Genomic DNA, 23331 nt, shown 5'->3' with positions numbered 1-23331 from the left:
ATCCGGCTCTATTCAAATGGAGGACTGAACAAAGTGGCTGCACGAACGAGCAAAAAATGGTTGCATGGTTGCCTGGCCCTCGCTCTGTTTGTTGCATCAATTCTCCTGCCGCCAGCGGTATCTTATTCGGCAGGGGAGAATCTGCTTGGAAATCCCGGCTTCGAAGCGGGAGATGTGTCGTGGGAGAAATGGGGGAGTCCGGTGGTGACAACCGCCGAGAAGCATGGTGGCACGAAGAGTCTTCAGGTGAAGCGGAATACAGGCGGGGCATCTGCGTCCGTAGCAGTGCAGGAAGGTAAAACCTACAGGGTAGGCTTGTGGGTCAAATTCGCAGGAACGGGAGTGACGAGTGCGGCGATCGATCTGGATGCCTTCGGCAGTCAGCAGACGAAGCAATATCTCTTTTTCTCCGGTTCGACCCAGTGGGAGTATAAGCAGCTGCTGTACACACCGGCTCCCGGGGTGCAGTACATCCGTTTCTCCTTCTGGAACAGCACCAGCAAAGATTACTATATTGATGACGCTTTGATCCGGGAGAATGTTGACATTGAACGGCCGTCAACTCCCGGAACCTGGACAGCCGAGCATGAGCCGGATTCACTTAAGCTGACCTGGGCGGGCTCTACAGATGATATGGCGGTCGAATCTTACCAGCTGTCTTACAAAAAAACAGAAGACTCCGGCTGGAATACCTTATCGGTTCCCCATCAGGAGACCGTCACATCATACACCTATACTTTGCAGAATCTTGATCCATTCTCTGTGTATGCCATTATGCTGCGTTCCAGAGATACGGCCGGCAATACTTCCGGTGCTGTGATGGGGATGGAGGCGACACCGGGAGTGAATCTGCTCACTAACGGCGGTTTCGAAACAGCTTCGATCAGCCCGTGGACCGAAACGGGAACAGTGCAGACAACAACCTACGGAACATACGCTGGACAATATGCGGCGCGCCTGACGGGCAATTCGGCAATCAGAAGCGAGGAGATTCCTGTGGACGGGGAGGGCTCTTATCTGGTTTCCTACTGGACCAGGTCAGCAGCTGTACCCCCGCAAGCATCTACCGTAAGCCTCAGTGTCTATCAGGAATCCTCTGAAACTGAGCATCCGCTGATCACAAATACTGCTTCGGTATGGGCACGCTCGGAGAATCAGCTGCGGACAACAGGTACCACCGAATATATGCAGCTGACAGCAAAGAATCAGACAGGGACGGATCAGTTCCTGGATCAGGTATATATCGGCAAGCTGCCGGAGCTTCCAGAGGACCTTGCACCTGGGGCGCCAGCAGGGTTTACCGTGAACCGTGCTGATGGGGTGTCCGCAGATCTGGAGTGGCTGGCAGCTACGGGTCCTTTTGGTGTGAAGAATTATAGCATTACCTTCAAAAAGGCGGCGGATACTGAATGGAGCAGTATAACGGTGCCTTATGTTCCTGGTCAATCCTTGTATGCCTATAAGCTGGAAGGTCTGTCACCTGAGAGTCACTATGAGGTGAAGGTGACAGCAGTCAGCGAAGGGACGGCAGTGTCGGCGGCGAGTTCACTGGAGCTCACTACCGGCAAGATGTTCCCGGTGAATCCGGGAGCGTCGGAGGAAACGGCAGCACTTCTGGACCGGCTCTATGCCACGGTTGGCAGCGCCGTGTATACAGGCCAGCATAATTATTATGAAGCGCCATCCCTTTGGTATGATACGGCAGCAGAATTAACCGGATATTATCCGGCGATCTGGGGTTCGGATTTCGCCTATTATACCGGCGGGGATTTCAGCGCCCTACGCCAGGCCATGATTGACGAGGCGATCAACAAAGGTCATACGGGCAGCATTATTACCCTGACGTATCATGAGCCCCGTCCTATGGATTCTGCCACCGCCGGATGGGAAAGTGTCACAGGAGATGTAACGGCAGCTCAGATGACGGAGATTGTTACTCCGGGGACTGCACTCTACAATCAGTGGGCTGCTCAAGTGGATGAAGTTGCAGGATATCTTGCCCAGCTGAGAAACGAAGGCATTCCGGTGCTGTGGCGGCCTTATCATGAGATGAATGCCGAATTCTTCTGGTGGGGCGCGCGGCCGGAGCTGTTCAGGCAGCTGTGGGACAATATGTATGACCGTTTCACCCATCTGCATGGTCTGGATAATCTGATCTGGGTATGGAGCCCGAATGCCGAGAGCTCATGGGCCTATGATTCTGCTCCTTATTATCCCGGTCATGATGCCGTAGATGTGCTGGCGATGGATATCTATAACAACGATTACCGGGATACGTATTACAACAAGCTTGTGCAGCTTAGCGGCGGCAGACCGATTGCTATAGGAGAGAACGGGGAGCTGCCGGACATGGATATGCTGATGGAGAAGCAGCCCCGGTATGCGTATTTCATGACCTGGTCACAATATTTGACCGACAAAAATTCACTCAGTGCCATTCAAGCGCTCTATAGCAATCCGCGTGCACTCCATAACGGCGAAACAGGCAACGGCCCGTATGTACCGCCGCCTGCGGACAGTTATCTCATTGATGATTTCGAACAGTATGGCAGCTCGAACAGCAGCCTGCGTGCCAAATGGCAGCGGAATGTCTCCGGTAACCTGGCAACGGTCACGCTGGACACTTACCATCTGAACAGCGGTACCTACGGGCTTAAGCTGGACTATACGGTAGGCAATCCCGGCTATGCGGGGTTATACCGCAGCATGGGCAAGGAATGGCCGGGGATGGAAGCCATCTCCTTCTGGCTGCAGCCGGATGGCTCGAACCGGCAGCTTGCGGTTCAGTTTCATGAGACGAACGGTGAGGTATGGGAAGCGAGTATTCCGGTTCAAGGCACAACTCCAGTGCTTGTTAGCATTCCTTTTACCGAATTCCTGCGGCCCGGGTGGTCTACCGGCGGCAACGGCGTCATCGATCTGGGTTCCATTAAAGAGTTCGCCTTCTATATTGCCCAAGGCAGCGGGACACAGGGAAGCGGGACACTGTATATAGACGATGTAAAAGCTATCAAATTGCCCGTGGAGGAAGAATAAGCCCACTCTAACTAACTCTAACTAACCAAAGTGAACCCTAAAAAAATCTCCGTTGCTGGACCACAGTTTTCGTTGGCTGCGCTACTGGTAGCTCCTTCCTGGAGATCATAGAATGAAGGTGTAAAGCAAAGAAACAGGAAGGATGACCAATGTGGAAATCGAGCGGAGATTGCCCGTCCGGAAGAAAGGAAACGCAGTATCCTGGTGGAATAACTGGATCAGACAATGGGATCTTCAGCTGATGGTAGTGCCTGCTTTGATCTTCATCTTTATTTTCAGTTACCTGCCCATGTACGGAGTTCTAATGGCTTTCCAGGATTATCAGCTGTTCGGCGGATTTTTACACAGCCCATGGGTGGGCCTGAAGCATTTCGAGGCTTTCTTCAATTCCCCGGACTTCTGGAGAGTCATGCGCAACACGATGGTGATCAGTCTGCTGAAGCTCTGCTTCGGCTTCCCGGCACCGATACTGCTGGCGCTGATGCTGAATGAAGTCCGGAGTATGATGTTCAAGCGGGTCGTGCAGACCGTCAGCTATCTGCCGCATTTTCTCTCGTGGGTGATCGTCGGCGGTTTCGTAGGCTCGATGCTGTCGACTGATAATGGAAGCGTTAACATGCTGCTGATGAGCCTGAATCTGACATCTGAACCGATCAGCTTTCTGTCTGTGCCGGAGTATTTCTGGGGTATTCTCGTAGGGACGGGGATGTGGAAGGAGATGGGGTTTGCCGCCATTGTCTATCTGGCTGCCATTGCCGGAATTGATCCGCATCTGTATGAAGCCGCTTCCATCGACGGGGCGGGGAGATTCAAGCAGATCCAGCTGATCACACTGCCTTGTATCCGGCCGGTCATTATCATCTTCATGATTCTGGCGGTGGGCAATATTCTTAACGCCGGGTTTGAAGATATTCTCATTCTGGCCACGAATCCGATTCTCCGTGATGTGTCGGATGTGATCGATACCTATGTGTACCGGATGGGGATTCTGAATAACCGCTTCTCATACGCGGCAGCAGCAGGGTTGTTCAAGGCAGTTGTCAGTGTAACACTGCTGGCGCTGGCCAATAAGGCAGCCAGAAAAATGGGCTCCAGCTTATGGTGAGCGAAGCAGCATCAAAGCAGTATAGATGCAGAAATGTTCATGAAATCAGACGCTGCGGGGAAAGGGGTTACAGGATATGATGAAGCTGTCAACGGGGGATAAAGTGCTGCAGCTGTTCATTTATATCATTCTGATCCTGCTGGGCTTCGTCACCCTGTATCCCTTCTGGAATTCCCTGGTTATCTCCTTCAATATGGGCTCAGATACATCGCTGGGCGGCATCACGTTCTGGCCCCGGGTCCCAACGTTTGATAACTATGAGGTTGTCTTCCAGGACAGCCGGATCGGGCAGGCGTTCATGATATCCATTCTGAGAACGCTAACCGGGACGATCCTGTCCGTGCTGTTCACAGCCATCCTGGCTTACGGGCTATCGCGTCATGAGCTGATCGGGCGCAGGTTCTATATGGTCTTCTGCATTATTACAATGTATTTCAGCGGCGGCTTAATTCCTACCTTTCTGCTGCTGCGGGAGTTTGGCATGATGGACACCTTTTGGGTTCTCGTTATTCCCGGGTTAATCAGTGTATATAATATGATTATTTTTCGGACCTTCTTTCTTGGCCTGCCGGCGGGACTGGCGGAGTCGGCACGGATTGACGGCTGCAACCATATCGGTGTGCTGATCCGTATCATCCTGCCTATATCGGGTCCCGTTGTGGCCACCCTGTCCCTTTTTACCGCCGTCTATCACTGGAATGACTGGTTCTCAGCCAGCATTTATATTAACGACCCCAGCCTGATTCCGATCCAGACGCTGCTGAAGCAGATCCTGAGCTCCAATATTGTGACTGATCAGCTTCAGTCCGTCGGCAATGCAGCAGCCCAGGACCGTCTGGCTCTGGTGCAGTCTGTCACCACCAAGTCGCTGATTATGGCTACCACTATGGTGGCAACGCTGCCAATCATTATGGTGTATCCGTTTCTGCAAAAATATTTTGTCAAAGGGGTACTCATCGGTTCCTTGAAAGAGTAGCGCAGATTTCTTGAACTCACATGTAGAGAGGGGTTACTTAATTTGAAACGGACGACCAAACGATGGACACAAATGACGGTTGTATTATGCACGGTGCTGCTGATGGCCGGGTGCGGCGGAGGGAATAACGCAGCAGTTCAGAGTACGGCAGAACCCGGTAAAGAAACGGCGGCAGCCACTGCTGCAGCGGAAACGGCGGTACCCGCAACTTCGGAGGAGCCTTCCACAGACGAAGTAAGTACAGTGAAGCCGGTAACCTTCAGCTATTACAGCAATTATGACTGGGATACTACTGAGCAGTGGGGCGCCGACTCAACCACACGCTGGATTGCCGATACCCTGAAGGTCAACATGACTCCCGTTCAGTCAAGCGGCGCTGCCGAGACGAAGTTCAGCACCATGATTGCTTCAGGCAGTCTGCCGGATGTCATTATGACGGACCGCGGTGCAAGTGTCGAGCGTCTGCGGCAAGGCGGAATGCTGGTGGCACTGGATGATTATCTCGACAAATATCCGAATCTTAAGAATAACGCCGGGGAAGCCACACTCGGTATGCTCCGCTCAGACGACGGCAAGCTGTACCAGTTCCCGAACTGGTATACCTCAAGCCCCAACGGCAACGGCGGATGGATCATCAACAAGAAAATTTATAAAGAGCTGGGCTCGCCGAAGCTGGAAACCTTTGATGATCTGTATGCCTATCTGAAGCTGGTGAAGGAGAAATACAGTGATGTTGTTCCCCTCGAGGTTGGAGCCAAAGGCCGGGGCATTGATACCATGTATGGCGGATGGGCGGAGAACAAACCTTATCTGACGAGAGCTAATCCTGTAGGCAATGAACTGAAGCCGATCTTTGAAGATCCGATTTTCATTGAGAACATGCAGTATGCCAGCAAGCTGTTCCGCGACAAGCTGATTTCACAGGACGTATTCACACAGACCGGAGACCAGATTAACGAAAAGCTGAAAACGGGCCGCGTTGCAGTATACGTGGATGGCGATGTGGTCAATCCGGGCCGGGGAGCGGACGGTGCCCTGAAGGCAACCGATCCGGAAGCGGGCTACGAGATCATCTGGCCGATCCACAAAGCCGGCCTGGATGCCACCAAAATCACTCCGAATAATTACAATTCCCTCGGCTGGAATGTGCTCGTGATTACGAAGAATGCCAAGGACCCTGAAGCGATCTTCTCATACCTGGACTGGTTGACCGGGGAGGAGGGCCAGCGTATTATCAACTTCGGACGTAAGGGGCTCTACTGGGATGAGACTGACGCAGATGGAGTACCGATTCTGAATGCCGGGGGACTTAGCACAGAGCAGGCAGGGAAAGACAAGGAAAGAATCGGCCGCTTCAACTGGGTAGGCAACACGACATTCATCGATCAGACCAAAGCCAAGATGGATGCGCAGCTGCCGGCTGATAAGCAGAACTGGACAACGCTGGCCCAGCAGAAAGTGACCTGGAAGACTTCCCGGAACTTCACGGAATTCGTGAACCTTGATCCGCTTCCGGATTCGGAAGAAGGAACCATTGCCACAGCCGTCAACGATATCTATCAGGAGGCTTTTGCCAAGACGCTGTATGCCAAGAGTGATGAAGAGGTGCTGAGCCTGATTAACCAAGCGAATGAAGACGCCTCAAAAGCGGGTTACGGCAAGCTGCTGGCGTACCAGACGGAAAGATGGCAGAACAACCTCAGCAAGATGAAATAACAATAGAGTCTGCCTGGGGCGTGGGGTATACTGAAGCCAAGTATACCCCATTATTTGGGAAGGGGCTGCCTTCCGCCTTATGGGGATAACCTCCGCTCTTGCGCCTTGGCAGCAAGCGGGTCCGAAGGAGGGGATGGAATGTATAAGGTGCTGCTGGTTGACGATGAGCTGCTGGATCTGAAGGGTCTGCAATACTTCATGAACTGGGAAGACATGGACATGGAAGTGTGTGCAGCCGCAAGCAGCGGCTTCGAGGCGCTTGAAGTGCTGGAAGCGCAGCAGGTGGATATTGTCGTCACGGATATCAAGATGCCGATTATGACCGGGATGGAGCTTGCCCGCAGAGCACTTGAGCTGAATCCGAAGCTGAAGATAGTTTTTGTCAGCGGCTATGAGGATTTCCAGTATGCCAAGCAGGCCATTTCCATGAGTGCCTGCGGTTATGTTCTGAAGCCTGTGGACGATGAGGATATGCGGCGGACGTTGATTGATGTGAAGGAGGCCCTGAACAAGGAACGGGCGCATAGCCATCTGGAGCATTATTTCTCGGAGTCGGAACCCCTGCTGAAGCGTGAGCTGTTCATGCAGCTTCTCGATGGAACACCGGATGAGGACCGGGTATTGCCGCTGCTTCAGCGCATGGGGATTGCTTGGCAAAGATCCCGCCTGTACACCGCTCTGCTGGAACCGGATGACCTGGCCTGGAAGCTGAACGGCTATAGTGAGGAGGCCCAAGCGGCAATAGAGCGGCAGCTGAGCCTGTCTGTTGAACAGTTCTGTGCGATGGAACGGATTCAGGTCTGCAGACTGGATCAGTTCCATTTTGCTCTAATCCTTGAAGAACGTGTTGACCATGGACGGTTAAGGGAATTCATTCATCATGCGGTCAGCGGAACTCCGCTGACAGTGACCATTGGAGCAGGACCGCTGGTGAACAGTCTGAAGGAGCTGCATTACTCCTTCCAGCGGGCCAAGGAAGCCCTTGGATTGAAGCTGTTCCTGGGCAAAGGCAAGCTGATCCTGCACACGGATGCCAGAGGGCCGGTTACGGCTGAAGCCAAGGATCTTGATGATATTCTCCAGGCCTTGTTTCAGGCCATGTCCTCTTACCGGCTGGTTGATATCGACGATTGTAATGAGGAGCTGTTCGTGTGGGTAGGTCATATGGAGACCAAGCTGGAGATCTATCAGCTGTTTCTGCATGTGGTGTCGAAGCTCGATGCCTATTTGCATACGATTAATGAGGACTTCTACGAGGTGCTCGGACTGGACCGGAAGCATCTGAGCATTCTCTATCATTTCGAGACTACCCAGGATATGAAATCCTGGCTGCGCCGCCGTATGTTCGAGCTGTCGGAGCATTTGCAGCGCAAACGGCAGGGCAAGAAACGCAAGCTCGTGCAGGAGATTGAAGCTTATATAGAGGAACGTCTGGAGCACAACGTGATGCTGCGGGATGCTGCCAATCATTTCTCCTTCTCGCCTAATCATCTGGGGCAGATTTTCTACGAAGAGAAGGGAATTTATTTCTCCGATTATGTCTCTTTAAGACGGCTGGAACGGGTGAAGCTGCTGCTTGGTGACCCGAAGCTTAAGGTTTATGAAGCTGCCCAGCGGGTCGGCTATAAGAATCTGTCCCATTTCAGCAAGCAATTCAAGGATTATTACGGAGTCAGCCCGGGTGATTATAGGAGACATCTGTAATATGCGGCGCAGATGGAGTATGCCTTACGGATACAAGCTGATTCTCCCTTATGTGGTCTGCCTGCTGCTAGCTGTGGGTACAGTGGGCTTGTTTGCTTACAGTCATTCCGTGAACTCGCTCAAACAGAAGACGCGCGAGAACATCCAAGGCACACTGCAGCAAATGCGGGATAACATCACCTACCGTACGGATAATATTGAACGTATCTCCAGCACTCTCTATTACAACTTCAATCTGCAAAGTGCACTGCGGCGTTATGAGCAAGGCTGGTACAGCTATGAGACGATGACTAAGACTCTCATGCCTACGCTTGAGAATCTGCTTAATTACACGGCAAGCAATGTCGGGTTATCCCTGTACCTGGAGAATGATTCTATTCCTGAACTATACTACAGCGAGATTGGACCCAATCCGCTGCTCTCGACCAAGCGGTATGAGATCTTTCATCTGCAGAGAATCCGGGGAGAAGACTGGTATCATGACCTTGTGGCGCCGGAAGCTAAACCGGGTGCCGGTCAATGGCGTCAGATTCTGCGCGATGAAGAGAACAGCAATATCTCACTGATCCAGAGGATGGATGATATCCAGAAGCAGCGGAGCATCGGTCTAATCCGGGTAACGGTGCAGATGCGGGATCTGCTGGATTCGGTGGATTACCGCAAGATCGGCGAATATGCCACCCTTGTGGTGACCGACCGCAGCGGCAGAATGGTGCTGGAATCTTCGCCGGAGGGTGCGGAAGCCGCCAGCCTGCAATCCGCCGGCAACCTGCTGCAACTGAGAGAGCCGCTGGAAGGCATCGGCTGGGAGCTGCAAGCCTATATTCCGAACAGCCTGTTCGATGAAAGTGCAAGCGAAGTGCGGAGAATGACACTGCTGGTCTGTCTGGCCAGCGCACTGGTTCTGGCCTGTCTCGGCATCGGAGTATCCAGCTATTTCTCCCGGCGGATTCAAAAGATCGTCGGATCGCTGAACGCTTTTCACGATGGAGACTTTCACAAGAGAATTAAGTATAAGGGCAATGACGAACTGGCACAGATTGCCGTAGCCTTCAACCGGATGGGCAGCAATATCGAAGAGCTGATTCACAAGAATTATGTCGCCAATCTTCAGAAAAAAGAAGCGGAGCTGGAATCGCTACAGGCGCAGATCAATCCGCATTTCCTCTACAATACACTCTCCTCGATCAATCGTCTGGCCCAGTTCGGAGATATTCAGAAGCTGCACACCCTTGTTCAGGAGCTGGCCAAGTTCTACCGTTTGTCTTTGAACCGGGGCGGAATTATCACAACCGTGGGCAATGAAATTGAGCATGCCAAAGCTTATATTGCCATTCAGGGCATCAAATACGGGGAACGGATGTCGGTATATTACGATATTGACCCCGGGGTGCTGGAGTATGCGACGGTGAAGCTGATTCTGCAGCCGATGATTGAGAATGTGCTGGAGCATGCCTGGTTCGGCAGCACCATCGGAATCCGGCTGGTGGCGGAGAAGAGGGAGGACAGCATCATATTCAAGATTATAGACAATGGGGTAGGCATGAATGCGGATACCATCCGGCAGATTCTGGCCCCTGAGGGGACCCGGATCGGCTACGGCATCCGTAATGTAGATTCCCGGATTAAGCTGCATGGCGGCAGTGAATACGGAGTGCTGATCGCCAGCCGTTCCGGAATCGGCACCTGTGTGCAGATTTCTATTCCCTGCCGGTTATAACCGTATAAGCAGTCAATCGGCTACAAAGGAGCTTGGACCGTATTGAAGACCATTCACACAGGAGATTACGAGATCCTTCTTGAAGGAAGCAGTCCGGACTTTCAATCTCAGCTTCATGTGGAGCATGGAGTAGATGGCGTTGCCTACGCCATCCTGACACTCAGTGCTCTCGTTCCGGCAGCTCCCCCCAAGCTAACCCTTCGCTGGAGCTGCCAGGCTATTGATATTCAAGGAATGTGGCATCCGGCAGCGGAACGAAACAGGGGACTGATTCCCGACTGGCGGGAGGGGTTCCTGTCCAGATCCACTTTCTCTGCACCAGTTGTCAGCCTGTATGGCAGCAGGGGGAACAATGTTCTGACCTTTGCCTGCTCAGACGTCTTGAATCCGCTGGAGCTGCGTGCGGGGCTGAATGAAGAAACGTCCAGCTTTCAATGTGCTGTAACGTTGTTCGCAGGCGATGTCTCTCCCATAACACATTATGAGCTCATCCTGCGGCTGGATTCCCGCAGCGTTCCTTACTATGAAGCACTGGGCGCAGCGGGGAAATGGTGGGCAGGCTTGAAAGGGAGTGAGACGTCCCCGGTTCCTGATACCGCAAGGGAGCCGGTGTATTCCACCTGGTACAGCTTCCATCAGCAGCTGAAGCCGGAGATCTTAGAGCTGGAGTGCAGACTCGCAGCTGAACTGGGCTGCGGCGCGGTAATTGTGGATGACGGCTGGCAGACGTCAGATGAAGCCCGGGGGTATGCATATTGCGGAGACTGGAAGGCCAGCCCGGACAAAATCGCGGATATGCAGGCACATGTTGCCCGTGTTCATAACCTTGGCATGAAATACCTGCTGTGGTATGCCGTGCCGTTCATCGGCAAGCATAGTGAAGCCTGGCTGCGCTTCAAGGATAAGTTACTCTACTATAGTGAGAGCTTCGGAGCAGGCGTGGCCGATCCCCGTTATCCGGAAGTCCGGGAATATTTAATTTCCTTATATGAGCAGGCATTGCTGGATTGGGATCTGGACGGCTTCAAGCTCGACTTCGTGGATAGCTTCTATACGGCCCGGGAGGCGGCGGACCAGAAGGATGACGACTGGGGCAGCCGGGATACAGGCTCGGTTCCGGAAGCCGTCGATCTGTTGTTAAGCGGAATCCTCTCACGCTTGCGGCAGCTGAAGCCGGATATTATGATCGAATTCCGCCAGAATTATACCGGACCGCTGATGCGCAAATACGGCAATATGTTCCGGGCAGCAGATTGTCCAAACGATGCACTTCAGAACCGGATGCATACAATCGATATCCGGCTGATCTGCGGGGATACCGCGGCACATGCCGATATGCTGATGTGGAATCCGGAGGAACCGGTCGAGGCAGCGGCATTGCAGTTCATTAACATTCTGTTCGCTGTGCCGCAGATATCCGTCCGGCTGGATACTCTGCCGGAGCCGCATAAGGCTATGCTGGGCTTCTGGCTAAGCTTCTGGCGCGGGCACCGGGATGTATTGCTGGACGGAACATTGGAGCCGGTGAGTCCCGAGCTGCTGTATCCGCTTGTCATCGCCCGGACCGCGCAGAAGTGGGTGTTTGCCGCTTATCATGATACAGTAATCCCTTTAGCAGGGGATTTGCCCGGGCTGGTTCTGGTAATCAACGGGACGCTGAACCCGCGCCTGGTACTGGAAATGGACCGCGATCCGGGTCTGCTTCTTGTGAATATCCTCGGCTGCCGGGGAACGGTTGTAGCGGATCACAGGCTGCTGTGGAATAAAGGAGTGCATGCACTAGAGGTGCCGCCGGCAGGGGTAATCATGATTCGGCCTGCCAGAATAGCTGAATAATTAATCTTACAAGACGCCTGGTCCCCCACACATATTCCAGTGGGGGGGCCAGGCGTCTTGAAGCTGTTCTGGTCTGGCTACTGCCAGCTGATTAATGGGAGCAGAGTAAATCAATCCAGCAGCTTCCCGACAAAGACCCGCATAGCCAGTGTATCTGGAGCATGCTTCTGCCGGATGATCCGGAAATCCCTTTCAGTCAGCGTATGCCTGATTCTTAGTTCACTTAATTCGCCGCTGGCCAGCTCTTTGCGTACAATCCATCTGGACAGCAGGGACAGTCCAAGTCCGGCGCTGACCGCTTCCTTGACACCCTGACTGCTGTTGAATACATAGGAGCGTTTGACCTGAATACCTGATTCCTGCAAAAAACGGTCGCTGAAAGCCCGGGTGCCGGAACCCGGTTCCCGCAGCACCCAGACTTCATTATGCAGCATCTGATCCTCTACAGCGAGTTCACTGCTTAGCGGGTGAGCGGAGGGCGCGACCAGAATCATCTCGTCCTTCATATACGGGATAATGGACAGATCAGAGCCCGACGTTTCACCTTCGATGAAGCCGATATCCAGCCGGTTAGACCGGACCGCAGCAATAATCTCTTCCGTATTGCCTATGGTGACCTGGAGACTGACCAGCGGATATTGCCGGGCGAAGTCGGCCAGGCGGGCCGGGAGCACATATTCCCCAATTGTGAAGCTGGCTCCGATCTGCAGGGTGCCGGTCACTTCGTCCTGCAGCAGCCGGATTTCCCGGCCGGCCTCTTCATAATGCATGAGCATCTGTTTCGCATGCTTATATAGAATGGCTCCGGCTTCAGTAAGACGCACTTGCTTGGGGGAACGGTGCAGCAGCTTCACTGCGAATTCGTTCTCCAGATTGCGGATATGCAGGCTGACTCCGGGCTGGGAGAGGTTGAGCAGCTCGCCCGCCTTAGAGAAATGCTGCTGCTCTACTACGGTAACAAAAACGCGGAGCGCATCAGTAATCATAATAATCCCTCATTTATTGAAGATGGATGTAGCTGTAATTACGGTTTTTTACTATTTTAACATAGTGAATTCGCCTAAGCATAAGTATTAATAATGATTGAAATAGCAAACCTGTATTTCACATTCCGTAAGCATGCTTATATAGTAAAGCTATAAAAGCGGTGTTATAACGAAGTAGTGAATGGGGCGCGGGACGGATGAATGGAAGCGGAAGTTACAGATTGCAGCGGAGTAATCATAGATATGTCTACTTTGCCGGCGGGATTGTTGTTACACTCACTCTGGCGGTTGCGGCGAAATATTTAGCCATGCTGCCGGTCCTCGGCATTATGGGCCAGCTGGTGCTGGCCATTCTGCTGGGGATTGGCCTCAGAGCAGTAGCCGGTGTTCCGGAGCAGGCCATGGCAGGCGTACGGTTCTCGGGCAAAAGACTGCTCAGAGCAGGAATCATTCTGCTGGGGATGAGACTGAATCTGGGGGATATCGTACAGGCGGGTCCAAAGGTGGCCGGGATTGCAGCTATTAACCTGGTGTTCACGCTGTTCACTGTGTATGGTTTGGCGCGTTGGCTGAAGATGGACAGAAGACTGGGGCTGCTGACCGCGTGCGGAACAGCCATCTGCGGCGCAGCAGCAGTAGCTGCCATTGCCCCGCAGATCAAAGCGACAGACAACGAGACGGCAGTAGGAGCGGCAACAGTGGCGATTCTGGGAACTGTTTTTACACTTGTATATACGATTCTATATCCATATATGGGCTTAAGCGCTTCGGGATACGGAATCTTCGCAGGAGCAACCCTGCATGAGGTGGCACATGTCATCGCTGCAGCCGTACCTGCCGGGCAGCAAGGCTCCGATCTGGCAGTACTGGTGAAGCTGACGCGGGTAGCAATGCTGGTTCCGGTCGCTCTGATTCTGGGCCTGATAGAAGGCCGCAGGGAGCGGAAGCTACACCGCCGCATGAAACTGTCCGATGGAGCAGAAGAAGGGTGTGCCGCCGAAACGGAAGGAAACCGGGAGCGCAAGAAGCTCCCGGTTCCCTGGTTTATTGCAGGCTTCCTGTTGATGAGCGGCATCAATACGCTTGGAGTTATCCCTCAGCCGCTTGCGTCAGATATGATCACACTTGCCTATCTGCTGCTGGCCATGGCGATGGCGGGACTTGGACTCGGCATTGATCTCAAGACCTTTAGCAGCATGGGGCGTAAGCCGGTACTCGCCGGATTCATAGGTTCGGTATTCATGTCGCTGCTCGGATTTGGGCTGGTACATTGGTTGGGATTATCTTAGTCCAGTGGAACGGAACACATCACATCATAGATCACGCTCAAACCCCTGAGTAAGCCATGAATCCGCCGTCCACAGGCACGGTGATTCCGGTGACGAACCCCGACATTTGCTCATCTGCCAGCCAGAGCAGGGTGCCGAGCAGATCCTTGGGCGTACCGAAACGGCGCATCGGGGTTTGGGAGATGATTTTGCGGGAACGTTCTGTCAGCTCTCCATTACTGTCCACAAGCAGCTGTTCATTCTGAGCGGTTACGAAGAAGCCCGGGGCTATAGCGTTAACCCGTATTCCCGCGTCTGCCAGATGGACGGCCAGCCATTGCGTGAAGTTGTTAATCCCCGCCTTGGCAGCACTGTATGCCGGAACTTTGGTCATTGGCGAAGCGGCACTCATGGAAGAAATGTTGATTACCGTTGTTCCGGTTCGCCCGAGCATCTGCTTGGCGAAGATCTGGGTCGGAATTAACGTTCCGGTCATATTTAAATCAAGGACATTGCGGAACCCGCTTACAGACAGATCGAAGAAGGAGACGATATCCGGATTCTCCAGGTCTCCGTCCGCGAAGGTCTCATGGGTCGTAATTGCCGAAGGCTGATTACCGCCGGCCCCGTTAATTAATAAATCACAAGGCCCCCAGTGCTTCAGAAGTTCATCGGCTGCCTGCTGCACATTGCTGGAATCCATAACATCACAGGCCAGGGAAAGTGCTTGTCCTCCGGTTGCAGTTATCTGCGCAGCCAGAGCGGCGCCTTTGTCCGCAGTGCGGTTCAGAATAGCGACCCTGGCGCCTTGACGGGCTAATTCCAGGGCCATCACGCTGCAAAGTGCGCCGGCTCCTCCGGTAATCACGGTGATTTTGCCTGCCAGTTGAGGCTGTAATGCCAACTCAGACATAGGTATCCAACCCTTCTCTAATGTAAGTATGATCCTAAGTAAGGACTAAGTCTGTTTACTATCGGGCATCATTACCCGCCGGGCGGGGCGTCTATTCAGTTCCCCGGATTCCTTGTTAAATGGACGGCAAAGCCGTTTCTACTTGTAGTACTGCGGGTATTTCTCCATCAGCATCTCCTGATCGGCAATGGTTAATGCCATATGCTCCTGCATCATATGATCACCCTGCGAAACATCATGTGTCTGAATCGCTTCATAGAGGCAATAATGCTGCTGATACAGATGCTCCCAATTATGATCTGCCGTAAGCTTAAGCATCCGGCTGCGGTTCAGATGGACCTTGATCTGCTGGACTACTTCCCAGGTATTCTTCTTGCTGCAGCCTGTAAAGATCAGATGATGAAATTCTTCATCCAGCATGAACATTTCCTTATAGTCCTGATCTTCAATGCAGAGTCTCTGTTTATCCAGATTCGCCTTAAGATCTATAAGATGTTTGGCCTGAAAAGAGCTGCAGGCCTCGCGCATAACCGCCCGCTCCAGATGCTCGCGCATGAAGCGGGCTTCTTCGACGAGGCCGGAATCAATAAGAGAGACAACCGTTCCGCGCTGGGGATAGACATCGAGCAGGCCCTCTTGGGCCAGCCGGACGAAGCTCTCTCTGACGGGAGTGCGGCTAACATTGAATTTAAGTGAAATTTCTTTCTCCGAGATGCTGGTGCCGGGAGGGAGCTCCAACAGCAAAATCTGATTCTTCAAAGAACGATACACGATGTCCCGTGTGGAAACCGCTTGTGTACCGATAATGTATTCCATCGCGTAGCCCTCCTGTTAAGTTGTTCAGAAGCACTACCATACTACCATACAAGTATGGTAGTATGGTAGTGCAAACAGGCAGAAACGGCTAATACCGTCCTTACCAGGACAAATTTCCGCTTCTGCGGAAAAGATAAGAACGTTATATTGCGAGTAGCTTATACATTCTTATCTTCTAAAATACGGTATGACGAAAGGCTGGAGAACACATTGAGTACCTCACCTTTTATTCATGAAGATTGGCTGCTCCTGAACAAAAGTGCACAAACCCTGTACCATGACTATGCTCAAAAAATGCCGATCTACGATTTCCACAGTCATCTGAATCCTCAGGAGATCAGCAGCAACCGCAAGTTCCGCAATATCGCCGATCTGGCGTTATCGGGGGACCATTACAAGTGGCGTGCGCTGCGCTGGCTCGGCATCGATGAACAGCTGATTACCGGGAACGCTCCGGACAAAGACAAATTTATGGTCTGGGCGCGTTCAGTACCCGAGATGCTGGGCAATCCGCTGTACCATTGGACACATCTGGAGCTGAAGCGCTATTTCGGCATCGATGAGCTGCTCTCGGCCGATAATGCGGAGAGCGTCTGGGACCGCTGTAATGAACAGCTGCAAGGAGACGGCATGACTACACAGGGCATCCTTAAGAAGCAGAATGTTGACGTCGTCTGCACAACGGATGATCCGGCTGATTCCCTGGAGCATCACATTCTTATTAAGAACGACAGTGCACTGGAGACCGTTGTTGCTCCAACCTTCAGACCGGACCGGGTGCTGAATATCCGCGATGAAGGTTTTGCCGGCTACGTTGCCACGCTCAGTGAAGCCAGCGGAATGGAAGTTCACTGTTATTCCGAATTCATGAAGGCTGTGACTTCGCGGATCGATTATTTCCACAAGCATGGCTGCCGTCTGTCCGATCAGGCCTTCGGTGAGCTTCCGCACGCACATTCAACCGAACATGAAGCAGCTTACATATTTGCCCGTGCCTTCAAAGGCGAGGAGATCAGCGCCCAGGAGGAACAGAAGTTCCAGAGCTACACACTGCTCAAATTAGGCCGGCTGTATCACGAGCGGGGCTGGAGCATGCAGCTGCACATCGGGGCGCTCCGTAATAACAACTCACGGATGTTCGATGCGCTCGGCAAGGACAGCGGGTTCGATTCCATTCTGGACTTCAATATGGCCCGCAGCCTGAATGCCTTGCTGAATGATCTGGATGCCAGCGGACAGCTTCCGAAGACCATTGTGTATACGCTGAATCCGTCACAATACGAGATGATTGCAACATCGATCGGTAATTTCCAGGGCTCGGGGATCAAAGGCAAAGTGCAGATGGGCTCAGGCTGGTGGTTCCATGATCAGAAGGAAGGCATGCTGCAGCAATTGAAGGCGCTCTCCAGCATCGGCCTGATCAGTCCATTCGTCGGCATGCTGACCGACTCCAGAAGCTTCCTCTCCTTCACGCGTCATGAATACTTCCGCCGGATTCTATGCAACCTGTTCGGCACATGGATTGAAGAGGGCGATCTGCCGCGCGATTATGCTTTTGTGGGCCGGACGATCGAGAACATTTGTTACAACAATGCCGATGCATATTTCGGGATAAAATAGTATGTAGCTACAAAAAGGAACAGTCCTATCAGCCATCATATGGCTTGGGATTGTTCCTTTTTTATTGAGCGCACATGTTATGGTGACTTAAACTCGTGATAACCAATTTGATAATTCGCTTGCTGCGTGGTTGCAGTGACCGGATTAAGTTATGTGCACATTGGTCCCGCAATTTTTAATTGCACTTTGTACAACTAAATCGCCTGATTTACAATCGATCATCCGTTTAGTTGTATTTCGTACAATTAAATTATCGGTTGTAGCTGGTTATCACCGTTCCGGGCAAATTTAGTTGTACAGAATACAGTTATAAGATGTGGGCAGCCTTTATCGCAGTTTTTAACTGCACAATCTACAACTATTATGAAATCAAGTTGGATTTTGAATGCAAGGATAGCGTAAATCATACTCCAACTAACAAATCCCCCCTACTTCGTACTGCTCCGGTAAGCAGAAGGAGAAACACCAGTAGTCTTCTTGAACACCTTGGAGAAATGGGCAAGCTCCATGCCGACCTGCTCGGCGATATTGGAGATGCTGAAGTCGGTGTACGAGAGCTGCCTTTTGGCGAGCTCCATCCGTTTCAGCTGAACGTACTGCATCGGAGGGACGCCGATGAATTTCTTGAAGTAGGGAATGAAGTAGTTCGGATGCAGATGGACGAGCTCCGCCAGCTCCTCCACATCAAGCGGCCGCATCAGGCGCTGGTCAATGTAAGTCAGCACATTCGCCAGCTTCCCCTGATCGCTGGTATGTGTCAGGTCATCCAGGAAATTGCTGTAGCCTCCCGATTCCAGACACAGTGCCAATAGCGTGAGCAGTGAAGCCTGAGTGCGCAGAGTCGCCAGAAAGCCGGTATCCTGAAACAAATCAATCATTTCCGTGAAAATCGCCCTTACCGCATCCGGATCCGGCACATCGCTGATATAGAGCTTATTGGCAGAATGAAACAGCGGCCATTCCCCGATCTGCGCATCAAAGTGACAATAGTAGCGTGTGTAGGGATCATTGGGCGAGGTGTCCGTGGTCTGGGTAGAGCCGGCCGGCATGATCATTAATTGCCCGGGTCTGGGATAATACGCCACGCCGTTGATAATCACCTTGCCTTCGCCGGAATCAATATAGTACAGCCGGTTGAAGGAAGGGGTCTCGTTCGTCCTATTCCATCCGGGGTATCTGCTGGTCAACTGGGCATGCGTAACGGTAACGGTCAGATTCTGCAGCAGGCGTCCGGTCAGATTTCCGCTGGCATACATATTCATAGGTTTAGCTCCTTTACAACGCTCATAAATTCATTATACCGCTTTCATTTATCTAATACATCTTATTTATATACAAAAACACCTTAATTACAGTCATGTTCACCGGAGGCGATTAAGGTTATCCTCATATCATAAACTGTAATAGGAAGTGATTGGGAGATGGAAAAGGTACGATTTGGCATTATCGGAGTGGGCAATATGGGGCGAGCGCATGCGCAGAGCCTGCTGAGTGATATTAAGGGAGCCGAGCTGGCAGCCGTATGTGACACCAGCCCGGAAAGGCTGGACTGGGCGGAAGAGCATTTGCCGGATAGCGTGCAGCGGTTCCTGTCACCGGAAGAGCTGTTCAAGTCCGGGACCATTGATGCTGTGCTGATTGCTACACCGCATTATGACCACCCGCCGCTCGCGGTTGAGGCACTGGGTTACGGGCTGCATGTTCTGATTGAGAAGCCAGCAGGCGTGTACACCAAAGCTGTTCAGGAGATGAACGACGCTGCTGCGAAGTCTGACCGCAAGTTCGGCATTATGTACAACCAGCGGACCAACCCGCTCTATCAGAAGCTGAGAGAGCTGATCAAGTCAGGAGAGCTTGGAGAGATCCGGCGTACGAACTGGATTATCACGAATTGGTACCGCTCTCAGAGTTACTATGACTCCGGCGGCTGGCGGGCGACCTGGGGCGGAGAAGGCGGCGGTGTACTTCTTAACCAGGACCCGCATCAACTGGATCTCTGGCAGTGGACGACCGGAATGATGCCGAAGCGGGTACGGGCTTTTTGCCACTTCGGGAAGTACCGCAATATTGAAGTTGAGGATGATGTGACTGCCTATGTGGAATATGAGAATGGCGCAACGGGGCTGTTCATCACCACTACAGGGGAGGCACCGGGAACGAACCGGTTCGAGATCACAGGCGACAACGGTAAAATCGTAATCGAAGACGGCAAGCTGACGTTCTTCCGCCTGCGCACACCGGAGCCGCAATTCAATGCTGAATTTACCGGAGGATTCGGAGCACCCGAGTGCTGGAAATGCGAGATTCCGGTAGCACCAGGTGATGGGGATCAGCATAAAGGCATTATGCGTAATTTCACCAATGCCATTCTCCATGACGAGCCGCTCCTGGCGCCTGGCGAAGAGGGGATTCACGGATTGACTCTTTCCAATGCGATGTACCTGTCAGCGTGGACGGATAACTGGGTGGACCTGCCGATCGACAGCGACCTGTTCCACGAGAAGCTGATGGTGCAGGTGCAGAATTCTACTTTTCAAAAGGCACCCGTCAGCCAGAAAGCGCTGGATGTATCGGGAACCCACTAGCATCACTCTTTAATCTGCAGGTATAGCATCATCTAACCAAATCAAACTAATCTGGGAGTGGATGAATGAAATGGAACGTTCAACGATTGCCGCACAAATGTATACCTTACGTGAATTTACCCAGACCCCGGAGGGGTTAAGAGAAAGTCTGCGGAAGGTGAGCGAAATTGGCTACCAGGCCGTGCAGATCTCGGGAATTGGCCCGATGGACCCTAAGCTGGTGAAGGAGTATGCGGATGAATACGGTTTGAAGATTTGTGCAACGCATGTCCCCTGGAACCGGCTGGTGAATGATCTGGATGCGCTCGCAGCTGAACATAAGCTGTGGAACTGCAAGTACATCGGCCTTGGCGGACTACCGGCAGAGTATCAGACCAGCCAGGAAGGATACCGCACCTTTGCCAAGCTGGCATCCGGTATTGCGCGTACCCTGAAGGAGCAGTATGGCCTGCAATTTGTCTATCATAATCATGATTTTGAATTTGAACGTTTCGAAGGTATGACTGGTATGGAAATTCTGCTGCAGGAAAGTGATCCGGAGGTGTTCGGCTTTGAGCTGGATCTGTACTGGGTTCAGGCAGGCGGCGGCGATCCTGTAGAGTGGATTCATAAAGTGGAAGGCAGAATGCAGGCCGTGCATTTCAAAGATATGACGGTTCTGTCGCGCAAACCGATTTTTGCCGAAATCGGCCAGGGGAACATGAATTACGGAGCGATTATTGAAGCCTGCCGCAAGACAGGTGTGGAATGGCATATCGTGGAGCAGGATGTGTGCCAGCGTGATCCGTTTGAGAGCCTGGAGATTAGTCTGAACTATCTGCACGCCAAGCTGGAGGTTGAGGCATGAGCCGCAAGGATGGGATGATGTATGCCCCTGTGCATGAGGCCAAGCCTGTGGTGGGGCCGGGTGAATTCGTAATTGCCGCACTGGCGCTGGATCATGGGCATATTTACGGGATGTGCAACGGGCTTGTGGAAGCAGGAGCACAGCTGAAATGGGTATACGATCCTGACCCGGAGAAGGTAAAAGTGTTCCAGAACACCTATCCCGGCGTCCGGGCCGCACGCTCGGCTGAAGAGATTCTCGAAGATCCTGAAGTCCGGCTCGTAGCGGCGGCGGCTATTCCGTCAGAGCGTGGTCCGCTGGGTCTGCGCGTCATGGCACACGGCAAGGATTATTTCACGGACAAAACACCGTTCACCTCACTCGATCAGCTGGCGGCAGCACGGACTCAGGCGGAACAGACGAAGCAGAAATACATGACTTATTTCAGTGAGAGACTGCATGTGGAGAGTGCTGTGTATGCAGGTCAGCTTGTGCAACAGGGTGCGATCGGGCGTGTACTTCAGGTAATTGGAATGGGGCCTCACCGGTTAAATGCTCCGAGCCGGCCGGACTGGTTCTTCCAGCGTGATAAATACGGCGGCATTCTCTGCGATATTGGCAGCCATCAGATTGAACAGTTCCTCTTCTATGCCGGCTGCCGCGATGCCAAGATATTGCACAGCAAGGTAGCGAACTATAACAATCCGTCATACCCGGAGCTGGAGGATTTCGGTGATGCCACGCTGGTGGGCGATAACGGGGCAACCCAATATTTCCGCGTGGACTGGTTCACTCCGGAAGGATTAGGGACCTGGGGCGATGGCCGGACGATTATTATGGGCACCGAAGGGTATATCGAGCTGCGCAAATACAGCGATATTGGCCGCTCCAGCACGCCTGACCATGTCTACTATGTGGACCGTGGGGGGGAACATTATGAGCATGTGGCCGGCAAAATCGGCTTCCCGTTCTTCGGTGAGCTGATCATGGACTGCCTGCAGCGTACAGAAAATGCCATGACCCAGGAGCATGCCTTCAAAGCGGCCGAACTATGCCTGGAGGCGCAGCGGCAAGCGCTCAATCTGACCCCGGATACTCTCAAATAGTTGCATCACAGCTATCAGAAGAACGGAAGGTGTATAAGATGAATCCAATTGGAGCAGCGATTATCGGCTGTGGTGCGATTGCTCCGCTGCATGCCAGGGCCATTGCTTCTATAGATTATGCGCGGCTGCTGGCCGTGGTGGACAGTGATCCCGTTCAGGCAGCGCAATCCGCCCAGGATTACGGATGTGAGGGCTTGACGGATTACAAGCAGCTTCTGGAGCGGGCAGATATCGGAATTGTCCATTTGTGCACGCCCCATCATCTGCATGCCGGGATGGCGGTGGAACTGCTGAAGGCCGGCAAACATGTATTAACCGAGAAGCCGATGGCGCTGGATGTACCTTCAGCCCGGTTAATGCAGGCAGCAGCGGATCAAGCGGAGGGGCAACTCGGTGTAGTCTTCCAGAACCGTTACAATGACCCTTCGGTCCGGATCAAGACGATGATAGATTCCGGCGAACTGGGAGCCCTCATTTGTATGAAAGGGGTGGTTACCTGGACCCGGAGTGAAGATTATTACAAGAATAGCAGCTGGAGAGGCCGCTGGGCTACTGAAGGCGGAGGTGTGCTCATCAACCAGACTATTCATACTCTGGATCTGCTGCAATGGTTCGGCGGTGAAATCTCTTCCGTGAAGGGCAGTGTTACCACTGATGTGCTGAATGATGTTATTGAGGTGGAAGATAGTGCACATGCCTGCATCAGCTTCAAGAATAAGGTGCGCGGACTCTTTTACGGAACCAATGCTTATGGGGTGAATTCTCCCGTTGAACTGGAGCTGGTCTTCGAGCAGGGAACGCTGCTGCAGCGTAGGGATTGCCTGTATCTGTTGAAGGACGGGCAAGAGACGCTGCTCAGCGAACCGGCAACCGGCAGCACCGGAGGTAAATCGTATTGGGGGACCGGACATTCACGGTTAATTCATGATTTCTATGCCCACATCCGTGATGGCCGAAAGTTCTGGATTGACGCAGCAGAGGGCATTAAGGCGCTGGAGCTGATCGATGGAATCTACAAGTCCTCGGCGGGCAGAACGGGTCTGACGGCAGGACAGTATGTGTAGTACTGGACATGTGTGAGATCATACATTCTTGATAGCCAGGGAGAAAGGATCACG

At 52.7% G+C, this 23331-nt stretch carries 17 protein-coding genes; 13 read left to right on the top strand and 4 right to left on the bottom strand.

What is annotated here, in order from left to right:
* The first annotated feature begins 33 nt into the window (after window positions 1–33).
* The 7 genes from NSU14_RS15130 (at window position 34) to NSU14_RS15100 (ending at window position 12093) form a co-directional block, all read left to right on the top strand.
* Complete coding sequence (locus NSU14_RS15130; protein WP_340945949.1) at window positions 34–3036, top strand: glycosyl hydrolase; 3003 nt, start codon at window positions 34–36, stop codon at window positions 3034–3036.
* Between the two features lie 142 nt (window positions 3037–3178).
* Window positions 3179–4141, top strand: coding sequence for an ABC transporter permease (locus NSU14_RS15125; protein ID WP_042137054.1), 963 nt, complete (start codon window positions 3179–3181; stop codon window positions 4139–4141).
* A gap of 76 nt (window positions 4142–4217) precedes the next feature.
* Window positions 4218–5117 (top strand): carbohydrate ABC transporter permease, encoded by a 900-nt coding sequence (locus tag NSU14_RS15120; RefSeq protein ID WP_340945946.1) that lies wholly within the window; start codon window positions 4218–4220, stop codon window positions 5115–5117.
* Window positions 5118–5189: 72 nt separating this feature from the next.
* Entirely contained in the window at window positions 5190–6833 is a 1644-nt protein-coding gene (locus NSU14_RS15115; RefSeq protein WP_340945943.1) for an extracellular solute-binding protein, read from the top strand.
* A 138-nt stretch (window positions 6834–6971) separates the two neighbouring features.
* Window positions 6972–8537: a response regulator gene (locus tag NSU14_RS15110; RefSeq protein ID WP_340945939.1), complete on the top strand. Its 1566-nt coding sequence runs from the start codon at window positions 6972–6974 to the stop codon at window positions 8535–8537.
* A 1-nt stretch (window position 8538) separates the two neighbouring features.
* Window positions 8539–10257: a cache domain-containing sensor histidine kinase gene (locus NSU14_RS15105; protein ID WP_340945936.1), complete on the top strand. Its 1719-nt coding sequence runs from the start codon at window positions 8539–8541 to the stop codon at window positions 10255–10257.
* Window positions 10258–10299: 42 nt separating this feature from the next.
* Entirely contained in the window at window positions 10300–12093 is a 1794-nt protein-coding gene (locus NSU14_RS15100) for a glycoside hydrolase family 36 protein (protein WP_340945934.1), read from the top strand.
* A gap of 110 nt (window positions 12094–12203) precedes the next feature.
* On the opposite strand, the gene NSU14_RS15095 is transcribed toward NSU14_RS15100, so the two are convergent.
* Window positions 12204–13079: a LysR family transcriptional regulator gene (locus tag NSU14_RS15095; protein ID WP_340945931.1), complete on the bottom strand. Its 876-nt coding sequence runs from the start codon at window positions 13077–13079 to the stop codon at window positions 12204–12206.
* Window positions 13080–13300: 221 nt separating this feature from the next.
* On the opposite strand from NSU14_RS15095, the gene NSU14_RS15090 reads away from it, so the two are divergent.
* Window positions 13301–14368, top strand: coding sequence for a YeiH family protein (locus NSU14_RS15090; RefSeq protein WP_445670026.1), 1068 nt, complete (start codon window positions 13301–13303; stop codon window positions 14366–14368).
* A gap of 37 nt (window positions 14369–14405) precedes the next feature.
* On the opposite strand, the gene NSU14_RS15085 is transcribed toward NSU14_RS15090, so the two are convergent.
* Window positions 14406–15260 carry an SDR family oxidoreductase gene (locus tag NSU14_RS15085; RefSeq protein WP_042137066.1) on the bottom strand — a complete coding sequence of 285 codons (855 nt, stop codon included), beginning with the start codon at window positions 15258–15260 and terminating at the stop codon, window positions 14406–14408.
* Window positions 15261–15398: 138 nt separating this feature from the next.
* Complete coding sequence (locus NSU14_RS15080; protein ID WP_039292670.1) at window positions 15399–16076, bottom strand: GntR family transcriptional regulator; 678 nt, start codon at window positions 16074–16076, stop codon at window positions 15399–15401.
* Between the two features lie 210 nt (window positions 16077–16286).
* Between NSU14_RS15080 and uxaC the strand changes: the two genes are divergently transcribed.
* Window positions 16287–17696 (top strand): glucuronate isomerase, encoded by a 1410-nt coding sequence (uxaC, locus tag NSU14_RS15075; RefSeq protein ID WP_042137067.1) that lies wholly within the window; start codon window positions 16287–16289, stop codon window positions 17694–17696.
* A 428-nt stretch (window positions 17697–18124) separates the two neighbouring features.
* Here the strand turns inward: uxaC and NSU14_RS15070 are convergent, their stop codons facing one another.
* Window positions 18125–18958: a helix-turn-helix domain-containing protein gene (locus NSU14_RS15070; RefSeq protein ID WP_305954236.1), complete on the bottom strand. Its 834-nt coding sequence runs from the start codon at window positions 18956–18958 to the stop codon at window positions 18125–18127.
* A 159-nt stretch (window positions 18959–19117) separates the two neighbouring features.
* Between NSU14_RS15070 and NSU14_RS15065 the strand changes: the two genes are divergently transcribed.
* The 4 genes from NSU14_RS15065 to NSU14_RS15050 all read left to right on the top strand — a co-directional run bounded on the left by NSU14_RS15065 (window position 19118) and on the right by NSU14_RS15050 (window position 23277).
* Entirely contained in the window at window positions 19118–20281 is a 1164-nt protein-coding gene (locus NSU14_RS15065) for a Gfo/Idh/MocA family protein (protein WP_042137069.1), read from the top strand.
* 61 nt (window positions 20282–20342) lie between these two features.
* Window positions 20343–21128, top strand: coding sequence for a sugar phosphate isomerase/epimerase family protein (locus tag NSU14_RS15060; protein WP_340945925.1), 786 nt, complete (start codon window positions 20343–20345; stop codon window positions 21126–21128).
* Window positions 21125–22213: a Gfo/Idh/MocA family protein gene (locus NSU14_RS15055; RefSeq protein WP_042137072.1), complete on the top strand. Its 1089-nt coding sequence runs from the start codon at window positions 21125–21127 to the stop codon at window positions 22211–22213. Before NSU14_RS15060 ends, NSU14_RS15055 begins: the two co-directional genes overlap by 4 nt.
* A 38-nt stretch (window positions 22214–22251) precedes the next feature.
* Window positions 22252–23277, top strand: coding sequence for a Gfo/Idh/MocA family protein (locus NSU14_RS15050; RefSeq protein ID WP_336100214.1), 1026 nt, complete (start codon window positions 22252–22254; stop codon window positions 23275–23277).
* Window positions 23278–23331: the final 54 nt, after the last annotated feature.

Source organism: Paenibacillus sp. FSL R10-2771, from assembly GCF_038000205.1.
GTDB classification, from domain to species: Bacteria; Bacillota; Bacilli; order Paenibacillales; family Paenibacillaceae; genus Paenibacillus_AQ; species Paenibacillus_AQ phytohabitans.
Note: the sequence above shows the minus strand (reverse complement) of the source record. Positions and strands in the feature narration are given on the sequence as shown.

Coding starts and splice junctions, on each gene's coding strand:
- NSU14_RS15065 (WP_042137069.1), top strand. CDS start 19,118: ATGGAAAAGGTACGATTTGGCATTATCGGAGTGGGCAATATGGGGCGA.
- NSU14_RS15070 (WP_305954236.1), bottom strand. CDS start 18,958: ATGAATATGTATGCCAGCGGAAATCTGACCGGACGCCTGCTGCAGAAT.
- NSU14_RS15095 (WP_340945931.1), bottom strand. CDS start 13,079: ATGATTACTGATGCGCTCCGCGTTTTTGTTACCGTAGTAGAGCAGCAG.
- NSU14_RS15085 (WP_042137066.1), bottom strand. CDS start 15,260: ATGTCTGAGTTGGCATTACAGCCTCAACTGGCAGGCAAAATCACCGTG.
- NSU14_RS15080 (WP_039292670.1), bottom strand. CDS start 16,076: ATGGAATACATTATCGGTACACAAGCGGTTTCCACACGGGACATCGTG.
- NSU14_RS15120 (WP_340945946.1), top strand. CDS start 4,218: ATGATGAAGCTGTCAACGGGGGATAAAGTGCTGCAGCTGTTCATTTAT.
- NSU14_RS15110 (WP_340945939.1), top strand. CDS start 6,972: ATGTATAAGGTGCTGCTGGTTGACGATGAGCTGCTGGATCTGAAGGGT.
- NSU14_RS15125 (WP_042137054.1), top strand. CDS start 3,179: ATGACCAATGTGGAAATCGAGCGGAGATTGCCCGTCCGGAAGAAAGGA.
- NSU14_RS15115 (WP_340945943.1), top strand. CDS start 5,190: ATGACGGTTGTATTATGCACGGTGCTGCTGATGGCCGGGTGCGGCGGA.
- NSU14_RS15060 (WP_340945925.1), top strand. CDS start 20,343: ATGAATGAAATGGAACGTTCAACGATTGCCGCACAAATGTATACCTTA.
- NSU14_RS15105 (WP_340945936.1), top strand. CDS start 8,539: ATGCGGCGCAGATGGAGTATGCCTTACGGATACAAGCTGATTCTCCCT.
- NSU14_RS15050 (WP_336100214.1), top strand. CDS start 22,252: ATGAATCCAATTGGAGCAGCGATTATCGGCTGTGGTGCGATTGCTCCG.
- NSU14_RS15055 (WP_042137072.1), top strand. CDS start 21,125: ATGAGCCGCAAGGATGGGATGATGTATGCCCCTGTGCATGAGGCCAAG.